This is a genomic window from Pyrolobus fumarii 1A, assembly GCF_000223395.1.
GTDB classification, from domain to species: Archaea; Thermoproteota; Thermoprotei_A; order Sulfolobales; family Pyrodictiaceae; genus Pyrolobus; species Pyrolobus fumarii.
The window spans coordinates 1,523,662-1,536,698 of record NC_015931.1 but is presented as its reverse complement, the minus strand read 5'-3'; the positions used below and the strand labels follow the sequence as shown (position 1 = coordinate 1,536,698).

General features: G+C 52.5%; 9 protein-coding genes. 4 read left to right on the top strand and 5 right to left on the bottom strand.

Annotated elements, in window-relative coordinates; all coding sequences use genetic code 11:
- Positions 1–4 precede the first annotated feature (4 nt).
- The 3 genes from PYRFU_RS08070 to PYRFU_RS08060 all read left to right on the top strand — a co-directional run bounded on the left by PYRFU_RS08070 (position 5) and on the right by PYRFU_RS08060 (position 3,428).
- Positions 5–667 (top strand): vWA domain-containing protein, encoded by a 663-nt coding sequence (locus PYRFU_RS08070; protein ID WP_048191944.1) that lies wholly within the window; start codon positions 5–7, stop codon positions 665–667.
- Positions 586–1,293 (top strand): DapH/DapD/GlmU-related protein, encoded by a 708-nt coding sequence (locus tag PYRFU_RS08065; protein ID WP_048191942.1) that lies wholly within the window; start codon positions 586–588, stop codon positions 1,291–1,293. The genes PYRFU_RS08070 and PYRFU_RS08065 overlap by 82 nt, the downstream gene beginning before the upstream one ends.
- Before the next feature lie 77 nt (positions 1,294–1,370).
- The gene (locus PYRFU_RS08060; RefSeq protein WP_014027172.1) at positions 1,371–3,428 is read left to right on the top strand and encodes a phosphoadenosine phosphosulfate reductase domain-containing protein; all 2,058 of its coding nucleotides are present in this window, start codon (positions 1,371–1,373) and stop codon (positions 3,426–3,428) included.
- Between the two features lie 8 nt (positions 3,429–3,436).
- Here the strand turns inward: PYRFU_RS08060 and PYRFU_RS08055 are convergent, their stop codons facing one another.
- Positions 3,437–6,265 carry a DEAD/DEAH box helicase gene (locus PYRFU_RS08055; RefSeq protein WP_014027171.1) on the bottom strand — a complete coding sequence of 943 codons (2,829 nt, stop codon included), beginning with the start codon at positions 6,263–6,265 and terminating at the stop codon, positions 3,437–3,439.
- Positions 6,266–6,393: 128 nt separating this feature from the next.
- Between PYRFU_RS08055 and PYRFU_RS08050 the strand changes: the two genes are divergently transcribed.
- Positions 6,394–6,654, top strand: a complete 261-nt coding sequence (locus tag PYRFU_RS08050; RefSeq protein ID WP_014027170.1) for a hypothetical protein — start codon at positions 6,394–6,396, stop codon at positions 6,652–6,654.
- A gap of 9 nt (positions 6,655–6,663) precedes the next feature.
- Here the strand turns inward: PYRFU_RS08050 and PYRFU_RS08045 are convergent, their stop codons facing one another.
- The 4 genes from PYRFU_RS08045 to PYRFU_RS08030 are packed head-to-tail and all read right to left on the bottom strand — an operon-like array spanning position 6,664 to position 13,003.
- Positions 6,664–7,053, bottom strand: coding sequence for a hypothetical protein (locus tag PYRFU_RS08045; RefSeq protein WP_014027169.1), 390 nt, complete (start codon positions 7,051–7,053; stop codon positions 6,664–6,666).
- A 52-nt stretch (positions 7,054–7,105) separates the two neighbouring features.
- Positions 7,106–8,119: a radical SAM protein gene (locus PYRFU_RS08040; RefSeq protein ID WP_425277003.1), complete on the bottom strand. Its 1,014-nt coding sequence runs from the start codon at positions 8,117–8,119 to the stop codon at positions 7,106–7,108.
- A 55-nt stretch (positions 8,120–8,174) separates the two neighbouring features.
- A complete protein-coding gene (locus PYRFU_RS08035) occupies positions 8,175–9,395 on the bottom strand; it encodes an aminotransferase-like domain-containing protein (RefSeq protein ID WP_014027167.1) in 1,221 nt (406 codons plus the stop codon).
- Positions 9,396–9,439: 44 nt separating this feature from the next.
- Positions 9,440–13,003, bottom strand: a complete 3,564-nt coding sequence (locus PYRFU_RS08030; RefSeq protein ID WP_167827910.1) for a hypothetical protein — start codon at positions 13,001–13,003, stop codon at positions 9,440–9,442.
- Positions 13,004–13,037: the final 34 nt, after the last annotated feature.

The window sequence follows — 13,037 nt, the reverse complement described above, 5'->3', positions numbered from 1 at the left end:
CAGCTTGAGAAGCTTGGGCGTTTATGCCGTAATAGCTATTGATGTCAACGCGTTAACGTCTAGCGATGATGTTAAGCCGTCCAGGTTTGAGGTTCTAAGGGAAGCCGCTGCAACAGCTGCCCGCAAACTGCTGGAACGCGGCGGCTGGGTTGCTCTACTAGCGTTTTATAGGAGGCCCGTACCTTTGCTATACTTCACTCGCGATTATAGCCTCGTTAGGAGCGCGTTGAACTCTTTGAGTATTGCTGAGAGGGGGGTTGCGCTCTCCGAGGCGATTAGAGAGGCTTGTTATCTGCTCCTCTCGGCGCCACCGGGCTACGCTACTCGCACACTAGTATTCACTAGCGGTGGGTTTAGACTAGGGCCTCCACCAGAACCTATAGCGTTCTTCGCGAGGAGCATAGGGGTTGTTATCGACTTCCTGACGGTGTCGAGAGCTGATCTCATAGCGGCTGACGTGGAGTGGATATCGAGGTTTGTCAGCTGGACTGGCGGTGTGTGGGAGCATGCGAGGAGCCGCGAGGAGGCTCTAGCTAAGGCCGTTTTACTAGCCTCGAGGGAGGTTGGAGCGAGGCCCGGGAGGGTATGGCGGCCTGGCTTGGGCGTGTATCCCCCGAGGCAGTTGTACACTCGTCAGTGGTCGTTGGGCGAGGGGCTGCAATCCTAGGCCCTACTATCGTCGAAGAGGAGGTGGTCATAGGCGATTATGCTGTAGTGGGGGCTGCCTCTGGATGGCGGGGCGGCATTGACTGGGGGTCGCGTGGCGTAGGTACTCGTATAGGTGCTGGGTCGCGCGTAGGGAGCCACAGTGTTATCTATGAGGCTGTGAGTATAGGGCGGAGAGTCAGGATAGGCCATCATGTTGTGGTTAGGGAGGGTTGTGTTGTTCGAGACGAGTCTGTTATAGGTACGCGTGTAATCCTGGATAGCCACGTGTATGTTGGTAGGCGGGTGTCTATACAGTCTGGTGTCTATCTGCCGCCTGGCACAGTTGTACACGACAATGTCTTCATCGGGCCTGGTGCTGTCTTTACTAACGATCGTTACCCGCCAAGCCGTAGACTAATCGGTGTGGTTGTTGAGGAGGGCGCTGTTGTTGGGGCTGGTGCCGTAGTGACTCCTGGGGTTAGGATTGGAAAGAGGGCTGTTGTTGCAGCAGGCGCCGTAGTAGCGCGCGACGTGCCACCGGGGGTTGTTGTGGCGGGCGTTCCCGCAAGAATTGTGGCTAGTCGTGACGAGTATGAGGCTAAGCGCGGTACCTGGGAGCGTCTAGTGTTCGGCCCGTTGTGGTGAGCTCCTCCATCCGCTATTCGCGCATTCACATTGTTTAAGGGAGGCTAACCGCCCTGTGCACTAGACCAGGATAAGGTATGCCCAGCGCAAGGCTCGCAAAGAAGTGGCCCATCCGTGGCAAGCTATGGTGGTGCCCTAATTGCAACGTGCCGCTACTCGGACCGGAATGTAGCAAATGCGGCGGGAGAGGCATACCAGTGAGGCTAACTGAGCCTGGCGATGCTAAGCCCTGGTTTGCGGGCGAGGAGACGAAGCTACGACGCGCTTTGGTCGAAGAGTTTGGTAGAGAGGCAGGTCAACGCCTGTATTCGAAGATATTCGAGGGGCGTGCGTTTGCAACCAACAAGATACCACATATGGATGAGATGAAGGAGGTGATACTGGGCGGAGGCCACGCTGGCAAATTCTACTACGATCCTGTGGAGAGAAGATGGAGATTTAGACTCTCAAAATGGACCGCGAGGATAGCCGTCGAGGAGGGCATAGTAGCTACCATTAGGCTCAAGCCTGGCGAGAGGCTAGGCCCAAGTTTTGACATACCAGCAGGCCATAGCATGAGAGAGAACGAGCAGGTCGTAATCCTGGACGCGAATGGCGAGCCCGTGGGCATAGGCTATGTCAGACGCGGCAGAGTTATGCTACAGACGCGTTTCGGCGGAGAAAGAGAGCCTCTCAACACTGACACCAGGGCAACTATCGAGGATGTACTCAAAGCTAATGAGTACGAGCTGTACGTTAGGAGTTCAAAAGCACACGCCTTTATACACGTGATGTACGAGAAGGTTGGTAAGCCTCTAGTAGTATCCTACTCTGGTGGAAAGGATAGCCTCGTAGCACTACACTTAACGCTCTCGACAGGCCTAGAGCCCAAACTCCTATTCAACAATACTGGCATCGAGCTGCCAGAGACAATCGAAGCTGTGAGAGAAGCCGCAGAGCGATGGGGTCTGGAGCTCGTCGAGGCTAGCGCGGGCGACCGCTTCTGGAGGGCTGTTAGATACTTCGGGCCGCCTGGCCGCGACTACCGCTGGTGTTGTAAGATATGCAAGCTAGCTCCTCTATCTCGCACAGCGAGGAAGGTATGGCCCGATGGGGCGTTGAACGTTGTAGGACAGAGAGGCTTCGAGAGTTTCGATCGTGCGAGATCCCCTAGGGTTTGGAGGAATCGATGGGTTCCACAGCTTCTAGCGATATCACCCATACAAGAGTGGACACAAATGCACATCTGGTTGTACATAGCTAAGCACAAGCTACCATATAACAAGTTGTACGATAAGGGCTTCGATCGTATAGGCTGCTTCATGTGCCCAGCTAGCACCATGGCAGAGCTCAGCATAGTAGAGGAGACTCACCCGGAGCTATGGAAGCGTTGGGCCGAGATACTTGAGGAGTGGAGAAGACGCCTAGGCATGCCCGAGAAGTGGGTGACACTAGGCCTTTGGAGATGGAACGCACCTGCAACGCAGAAAGAGCGGCTTGCGAGAAAGGGTGGAGTAGACCTTTCGACCTACGAATGGAGGCCAAAGTTAGAGCGGTGGGCAACGCCTAGACCCATACGCGTCGAGCATAGGGATGACATGGTACTGATAGAGCTAGACTCACCCCTCCGTAGAGACGCGTTGGTAGAGCAGGCATCAATCCTAGGCGCGACTAGAGTTGAGAAGAGGGACGACACTGTTGTGCTCGAAAAGAGCGATGCATGGAGGATATCGTTCGATGGACGTAGGTTCGTCGCCGAGAGCCTAGGTATGAGGGGAGAGAAGCTTCACGAGGAAGCCTATGACGCTCTAAAGCTAGCGTATAGGGGCACCTTCTGTGCTGGTTGCGCCGCGTGCGAGGCTACATGCCCAACGGGCGCTATCAGCGTATCCAGTGGTTATCCGGTGACGAATCCGGAGAAGTGTGTCTCGTGCAGGATCTGTATAGACACGTGCCCCCTGGCTGAGGTCTACTTCGAGCATATAGTGTTGCCACTCGTGAGAAACGATCCGACACCCTGGAGGAGACCAACAAAACGAAAGATAGAGGATACGATAGCAACCGCGAAGAAGCTAATGGGTATAGAGGAGCCGAGCAAGGAGGTAAAGCCCGTAGATACCTTCTGGTTCCCAGGAGAACCAGAGGAGGAAGAGTGACGCATCCCTCACCCTCTCCAATACCTCCTTGTTTTCAGGTACCTTTGCTCAGCCTCCACAAGCGCCTTGAAGAAAGCTTCCTCGCCATAAGCTAGCTGCGATAGAACCCTCCTAGCGGTCTTAGGCCCCACACCCCTAACAGACAGTGCGTATAGCGCATACTTGCCAAAGGTTAGCACTAGGTCCGCCGCCTCACGCAGCTCTCGAAGCCTCTTAGCATCCTCGCCTTTCAGCCTAACACCCTTCCTCGCAGCATCTACCAGCCTACGAGCCTCTCCCGACGATAAACTGGTTGGAGCGATGAAGCCTGCATTACATTTCGGGCATTTTGGCTTCTCGTCAAGACTACCTATTCTCTCCTCAAACACCTCCCCGCAACGCAGACACACTAGTCTCACCTTCTTCTCGTCAAGCCTCTTCCTCAACACACTGGCAAGAACAGAGGATGGTATTGTAGAATCTCTGACACGGTCGCCCGACGAAGCCACACTGATTGCATGCTGGAGCAGAGGGCTCGGCTCAACAGAGTAGACTATCTTCAATCGCACGCGCCCGTCTCTGATATCCTTAAGCAGTCTTTCGAGAGCCTCAAAGTCTAGCTTATCATGCTCGAGTTCGCGTAGCGCCTCTACACCCGCTAGTGTATCCGCGAGAGACTCTAGAAGCCTCCTTTCTGGCTTGGCTCCCTTCTCGACTAGCCCCATACGCACAGCTACATGGTACAGCTTCCACATGAAGAGGTTAGAGCGTTTAGCGGCCCGCTCAACGAGCACCTTAGCCTCGTCTAGAGATATACGTTTTAGCAGCTTTGTAAGTGTCTCTACGAGGAGGGGGCTAGGCTGCGAGTTAAGCTGCAACACGACCGCATACGCGTTACTTGCGCTTCTAGGCGTGTATCCCACCATCTCAGCTACGAGTGTCGAGACTAGGAACTCCAGTGTCTTTGCAAGCCTAGTACCAAAGAATCCTAGGAGCGCAAGTATGTCCCGATAAACCTCGACAAGAACTAGCCTATCGCTAGGCACCGGGTAACCCCTAGACTTGTGCTCTCGGACAACACTCTCCAACAATACCCAAGAGCTACTCGTAGCGGGATAGGAGTCGTGTAATCCGCTATCGTTGTTCGCAAGCCGTCTGAGCAATGCTCCAGCTTCGCGTGCCGCTTTCCACTCTACGGGTATTAGGTCGCCCTCCCAGGCTGGGAGGACAAGGCTACCCTCGTCAACCTTCCTCACCAGCACTCTAGACTCGCCTATATCGAGAACCTCCCATATCTTGCCAGCAAGGACAAACTGCTTTCCAGGCGACAAGTCGGCAACAAACACCTCATCTAGCACGCCTACACGCCGCCCACTACCCTGCTCGATAACCACATACTGCTTGACGTCAGGTATCATCGTAACACTGTAATGGTAGCTTTTGAGCCTCCTACCTGGGCGCAGAACATTCCCATCTCTTCGCAATATCCTCGCAGATTCCATTAACCCGATAACCTCGAGAAGCTCGTCCCACGTAAGGTCACGGAAGGGCCACGAACGAGTAACTATATCGTAAACCTCGTCTATCGTAATAGAGCCCCTCTCGTCAACCATACCGGCTATTTCGTGCACGAGCACGTCTAGAGGCTTCTCGTAGGGTCTGGGCTCCTCAATATCACCCCTCATACCACGAGCGGCAAGCACCATCGACTCTAGCACATCGTAGAAGTTGGACAGCGTCAGCACTACGCCTCTCGATACTCTACCAAGCCTATGACCACTACGACCAACCCTTTGCACAAGCTTCGACGCTTGCCTCGGAGATAGATACTGGACTACAAACTCGACATGACCGATGTCTATGCCAAGCTCGAGGCTCGAGGTCGCAACAAGGATCGGCAGCTTACCCTCACGGAAGAGTTTCTCCGCCTCAAGTCTCTCCTCTCTACTCAGACTACCATGGTGCACACGCACCTTATCATCGCCGACAAGCAACGATAACAGTTTAGACAACATCTCTGCCGTATCACGAGTATTAGTGAACACCAGGACGTGCCGATAACGCTCACTATACTCTACTATCCTTCGCAACCTAGCAACAGTGTCCGGCTCGACCCCCAGTCTAACAGCCTCAAGATTATCACTTGAACCCGGTTTTACAGTCTCAACGATAATCTCATACCTCTTAGCAGACGGGTCCTCAATTATCTCCACATACCGTCCCACACCAGCCACAAACCTAGCTGCCAACATGGGATCGCCTACAGTTGCCGACAACCCAACCCTCTGAACCCGAAACCTCGAGATCCTCTCCAACCTCTCTAAGACTACGCTAAGCTCAGCACCCCTCTTGCTATCGAGTAGTTCATGAACCTCGTCTATGATCACCGCTTGCAAGCTCGCCAGATATTCTCGGAACCGCTTTGACGAGGATAGCAGATACTCTAGCGTCTCAGGCGTTATTATGACCACGTCAAACGGCTCCTGCAAGAATAGCCTCCTTTCACTACTCGTGGAGTCCCCGTGCCTGACAAACACCCGAAGACCAGCTGTCTCCAACAACTTCACTATACGCAGGAATATGTCACGGTTAAGGCTACGCAAAGGAGTAACATAGAGTATCTTGATACCGTCGCCACCCCTCCCCATAACACGGGAAGCTAATGGTAACAGTGCCGCCTCAGTCTTCCCCGATCCTGTTGGCGCCATGACTAAGGCGTTAACACCCCTTAACAATACTGGAATGGCTCTTTCTTGCACTGGCGTAGGTTCACAATACCCATGCTTCACTAGGGCTTCCTTTAACCTGGGATGAAGGAGAGCAAAGGCTCCACTAGGACAGCCCTTGGTATCTCCCACAGCCACTATACCCGACGTGTGAAAGACACACCAAGAAGCTTATATCGAGTTACCGGGTAGAGAGGTAATGCTTTACATACCCGCATTACCAGGCAACATACGCGCCGACCTAAAAGACGGTGAGAGCAATGGTCCTCGAAGAGGAGTATGGCGAAGCTACACTTAGTGAAGAGACCAGCGAGACGCTAACTACTGAGGGCGAGGAAGGAGAGGAGGGAGAAGCGGAAGAAATCAGCGTAAACGTACTACTGTTGGAGGCTATGCTAGACCGCCTCAACGTACTAGAAAAGCTCGCGAGAGGCGAGCTTAGCGAAACGGAGGCTAGAACTGCTCTCGAGGGAATAGCTGTACCAGAAAGCGAGAAGAGGAGACGTAGAAGGCGCAAATAATCTAGCCGTTTATAGAAGACTCTTCTTGACCTCAATTTCTTCATAGCCTATCTTTTTCAACGCTTCCTTCAACTTCTCGATGTCAACCCTTCTATCAAACACTATCACGACGCGTTTTTCTCCAGTATCAGTCTTGTAGAGTCTCACCTTATCAACTATTACCGTACCTTTTATGAAGTCGTCTGGCCTCCGCGGCGGCGCTATGAAGTCCTTAAACTTCTTTCTCATGTACTCGTAGAACTCCTCGAAGTTCTTCACATAGCGTATAGCTTCGCTTAGGTCCTGGGTACGTCTCCCGAGAACCTCCGCAATAGTTTCTAACAATTTGATAGCCTCCTCGGCCGGAAGGTCAACATACTTGTACTTGGCCAGGTCCATCTCGACTACAATTTTTGCCATGCTCTCAACCCCCTATAGTTCGGGCATAGTTAGGGTGTAAGCGGTTAACAACCTATCTAGCGTGTAGCGCTACACGAGGGCAGAGCGGGTCACCCGCGTTCAACGAGCCACGCAATACTAGTGCGCGTGTGAAACACCCGCCTCTACACAACTTAACGTATGGACACTTCTTACATGCCTCAGGCAAGCCTTTCGGCTCGAAAACTTCACCTACAAGTGGGTGCCTTTCAACCATCTCTATGACCTCGCGAAGAGGCTTACCTCTAACACTACCAAGAACAATATCCATGACGTCACATAACAACACGTTACCTTGCGGGTCTATGTCGACGACAGGAGCAAGCCTACAGTAGCTAACAACTATATCATCGTGGTTGACAGGCGGCACAGTCATGAAGGCAAAGGGACTGCACCACAATTGCAGCTTCACTCCTAACTCGCGAGCCTTGCGTGCCGCGTTAATCACCGCCCTGTTATACTCCCATGTTGACACGTATATCCGGTTCTCAAGTGCACGTCCAAAGGGCATAACTGGTATCAATATCGGCCTCTCTGCCCCCAGCTTCACCGCGAGCTCCACAAACTCTGAGGTGTATCTCCAGTTGAGCTTTGACACAGCCATTACAAGCGCGTAAGGCACACCATGTTTTTTCAATCTCTCTATACCCTTGATGACACGATCGTAAGTTCCAGGACCACGTTGCATCTCATGCACATCCTTCGGACCGTCAAGACTCACGAAAACAAATACCTCTAGCTTGGCAAGTAGACGCGACCATTCGTCATTTATCATTGTCCCGTTCGTCACAATGGACGTCTCTATACCTGCCTCCCGCAGGCCCTCCAGCACTTGACGCGTATGTGGGTGCAGCAGCGGCTCGCCACCGCTAATATTCACATATTCTATTTCGCACTCACTAAACTCACGTACAAGGCGCATTTTCTCCTCTAGGCTTAGCTCTCTGCGCCCTCTCCACCTGTAGGCATAGCAATGGAGGCAGTTAAGGTTACAAACACCCGTGATTATCCATATCGCAGTGTCTACTGGACAGGTTTGCAACGTCACTCACCCAGTCTAAACCAGTAAACCCACGTTAATGAGAAACTCCCCAGAGGCTATACTAGCCCGTCTTTCCTTCAAGCTCCTCACGCAGCAATCTACCGAGCCTCTTGATGCCCTCACGTATCTCTTCCACACTCGGGTAACTATAGTTAAGGCGCATTGTGTTAACACCACTACCGTCAACATAGAACGCACTCCCCGGCACGTAAGCCACGCCACGCTCAATTGCCTTCGGGAGCAGCGCTCTCGTATCTACACCCTCAGGTAGCCACACGAAGATGAAGAGCCCCCCAATGGGCCTCGTCCATCTCGACCCTCTCGGGAAGTATTCCTCGAGCGCCTCAAGCATAACATCCCTCTTCATCCGGTATAGCTCTCTCACCCTAGCGAGATTCCTCTCAACAATACCACCATCAAGCGCCTTGGCTGCAATGTATTGGGTTAATGTCGACGCGTGTAGATTCACATGTTGTTTAAGCTTTTCAATCACAGAGATTATCTCTTCGGGGCCGGCAGCCCAACCAAGCCTTAGTCCAGGCGCTAGTACTTTACTAAGAGACCCGAGGTAGACCACTCTACCCTCACGGTCAAGCGTCTTTAACGGCTGAACGCTTCTCTCCTCAAACGTTATTAGACCATACGGGTCGTCCTCGATAACTAGGAAGTCGTACCGCGAGGCCAACTCTAGCAAGTACTTCCTACGCTCATAGCTCATGGTGACTCCAGTCGGGTTTTGACACGTTGGCACCAAGTATACCAGTTTGACTCTCTTGCCTTCACTAGCGAGCCTCTTTAGTCTCTCCTCGAGCAGGTCAACACGCATACCATCCTCGTCTAGCTCTATGGGTTCGAAACGCGCTCCTCTCTTCCTGAACACCTGGACAGCAGCCAAGTACGTGGGCTTCTCCACAATAACAACGTCACCTGGATCTATCAACACCTCAGACAACATGTACAACGCTTCTTGACTCCCGACAGTTGCGATTATAGCATCCTCGCCACGAATATACACACCATGCCTCTCCATGAACCTCTTAACAGCATCAATGAATTCACGGACACCACGACTCGGTGCATACTGGAGTGCAGCCTTACCCTTCTCAAGTATGACACTACGCGCTATTTCTGCTAGCTCCTCGCGCGGGAAGGTTGATGGATCTGGTAAACCCCCTGCAAAACTGATTACTCCAGGTTTTTCAAGCAGTTTTAGTATCTCACGAACATCTGAAGCCTCCAGCTTCTCAACATCCTTTGATAAAAATTTCATATAGTCAACCATCTGCTATACCCAACCTTTACGACATGCCGGTGTGAAGATTTATACTAGCGCCTTCCACGTAGTATCAACACTAGAATTGCACCTACGACAGCTAGGTTTATGCTAAGCGCCACTAGAGCCGCCAGTGTATACATTGTTGTCACGTCAACTTTCCTCATGGCAAGGGCTATACTAGTCGCAAGCGTGTAGTTCAGCCTTGTTATGTCTCTCGTGACCGCGCTACGCACACCTATAATCCCAATCTTTATGTCGTTATTCATTTGCGTTATCATAGATGATATGGTGTCAACAACGTTCTTAGATGTAGTCTCGACTGTCGATTGCAACTTCGTAATCTCCACGTACACCTTTCTAACCTCGCGTAGCACGTCACTCTTCGCTGTATCAACCTTGCTGTTAAGCTTCTCCGCCGTAGCAAGTATGTTATCAAGCATCGCGTCAAGATCTTGCTTTAGACCATAGAGCATATTCTCTACTCTCTTTACCTCATCGGCTACGTTGGAAATCCCTGCCTTAATACTACTCAACTGCTCGTCAAGATACCTTGTCAGGTTATAGCCGAGTTCGTATATGTGCCTTGGCGTCGCAACTGTTACATTACGCTCAACTGTTATCGCAGCGACCGCCAAACCAGTAGCATACACAAGCCTTTCATCCCGGACCGCCTGCACTATTAACGTGTAGACACCAGGCTGTAATGGAGGTATACGTATCATATACACGCCGCGTGTGATGCGCTCAACTTGTAGCAACTGCCCTGCCAGTATAGCCCTGAGATTCGCATCAGTCTCGTTAACACCAAGTCTTATGACCGCGAGTGCTTGGACTGGCTCATCAGGTGGAATGATACTTGGCACAGCTAGTTTGATACTTAACGTCCTGACTACACGCACCTCTATCGCGTCCGATGCTGAAGCATCATTACTAATCGCTGTTATTGTGTGCACGCCCGGCGATGCGATACCCGGTATTGGTATACGCGCATAGAATGAGCCTCTCTCATTGCTAACCGTAGAGCCTATGGCTACACCATCGAATAGTATCGTTATGTGGCTATTGGCGTAGAACCCCGCACCACGCACTTCTAGCTCCTCGCCTGCTGTGACAAGTTTCGAGCCTAGTATTACAATGGGCTCTACCTTGTAGGTTGCCACGCCAAGCCGCCATAGGGTGTCGTTAGCTAGCAGGATGTAATCGCCGTATGGTGTCTCACCTACCTTTACTGTTATGTTCAGCTGGTAGCCCGGATATTGCGATGCAGCGCTTACTAGTCTAACTAGTTGCCCGCCGTATGTTTCATTCCATACTGTGACTTTGAGCCTCCACGACCATACTGATATTGATAGCACGTCTCCTGGGCTGACCCTGCTCGAGTTTACCGCTATGCTTACCGGCCCTGTGGCGGCCGCCACGCTCAACTGTAGAACTGCCAAACCTGCTGGCGTGATGCTCGCCGATAATGAGCGTCCCTCACTCCACATACTCCAGATGTTCGCTATGTAGACTGTATCTTCTCTCGGGTTGTAGAACGCCTCCACAAGAGGACCTATGGGGGTCATCGTGTAGCTCAAGACATACATAGCTTCGCTTGGCGCGACTGTAATGTTATACAGCTTCAGACTGGGCTGGGTAGCAACACCCTCGGTGTACCCGTAAACCGTTGCTAATGGTGCGCCGGGCTTCACTATGGGCTGGTAACCGGGAGTGTATCTCGGGGAAGCAACTAGCGTCACACTCGGATATGCATAGGTGCTGCTAACACCTCTGCGGTACTCGTCTATAGCTTCGCCCATCACGACTAGTCCTCTGCCACGTGCAGACTCAGCGGCACTCCATACTAGTCTAGCTGCCGAGGGGTGCACAACGATTACATCGGGTGTTGTACCTGGCGACCAGGGTGTTAGGCCAACCTCTACTCTGAACCCCATGAAGCGAAGTAGATCCGCATCTTCTTCCGCTCCAGGTCCTTTACCAACTAGATAGACATTCTTCGACTCCACAAAGTACACTCTACCAAGTAGCAGGTCCTGCCTGGGGCAAGTCGCTACATCAACCTCGAATATGCGGGTGAGGTGACCATCCGGCCTTATCGCTATGTAGACCTTCCCGGAGCCGGACGCAAATGCAAGGTAACTACATGATAGCGTAGCGTATAAGCTCCCGCCCTCGATACGCATAGAGTGCATGATCATTGCCAACTTTCTCGCATCCATGGGCCAGAGGTTCTGTGGCAATACATAGACGTCAGCGTCTAGCGCAACACCCTTCTCGTCGAGCAAGAGCGCCGAGATGGTGAACGGGTATGGTAGTGTTGATGGGACACGCACCTTCTTCCAATATCCGGATACCGTCTGTACCCGTATGCTTGATGGTGCTAGCCCCAGCGGCCCGTAGACTGTTAGTGTGTATGGCGTGCTTGGCAACGCCCACATGCGCACACATTCACCAGGTTTGAGCACGACCCCGTAGCGACGCGAGGGAGGCGTGTATAGCTCTGCAATCGCGAAACCCTTGTCGCTATACGAGGGTGCGCATACTACGAAGCCCGAGTTTGACGATAACAGTTCATAGGCTAGCTTTGCATCTGGCAGGCCCCACCCATATATCGTGTCCTTTGATGCAGGGCCTAGGTCGACAACACTAGCCCTTATGAGGAACTCGAGCTGGTATGGGGACGGGGGTACCGCGCGAAGGTCTCGATACATTTGCGCTACCACGGCTGCTAGACCCGCGAATTCTGCCGCCGCTTCCTCACTGCACGTTGGCACGTTTGTAAGATAGCCCGTGGGGCAAGGCGACGCTACGGGCATCACGTAGTCCGGCTCGATTGGGATATCGTTGTAGAGGCTCTCTGGGTAGTGGAGCGTATAGCCTCCAGATCTACCATTGAGCGTGGCCACGATCGGCGTGTAGGAAAGCGGTACTGGCGCGACACTCACAACACCCTCTACACGCGCCAGCACGTTGAATATGCCTGGTGCTGCATCACCTACAGGCACTACCACTAGGCTCGAACCGACGAGATGCGTCAACAGTCTAGCGATGCTGTCTGATATTGTGTAATTGTAGATTGGCAGCCCTATTAGCACTATCCGCGTGTGGAAGCCGCTCACGGGGCATTCAACAAGCTCGCCATTGACGTAGGTGAAGGGGTGAGAGGCCCATTCTAGCGCAGCTTGCAATGCTTTATACGGTACCGTGGGGAGCCCTGTTTCGGGATCTTTATCGTAGGGGACGCGCGCAACAACAATCTTGACTGCAGGTGCCGCCTCTACTACTCTTTGCGCTTGCAACGTGCCTATGCCTACTAGGTCATAAGGCGGGCTGGGTGGCAGAGCTACACCATTCTCGTCGAACGATATGAAGCACGGTGTACCGTTGACTGTCAGTAGAGCGTCCCTAATCGTCGGGTCATTGATGTCAACCCCCGTTGATATGAGCACTAGGAGTACTCCACTACCGTTATAGCTTCCTACGGGCAGGTTGACCACATCGGTCCATGTCTGTGCACTAACCCTCAAAGCTACAAACGAGGCCGTCAGAATTGAAAGTACTACTAGGCTGCCCACGAGGAGCAGTGTCAGCCTCATGATTCTACTCCTTCGCATGGAGGCTAGGAACACCGATTTTAGCGCTAACGTC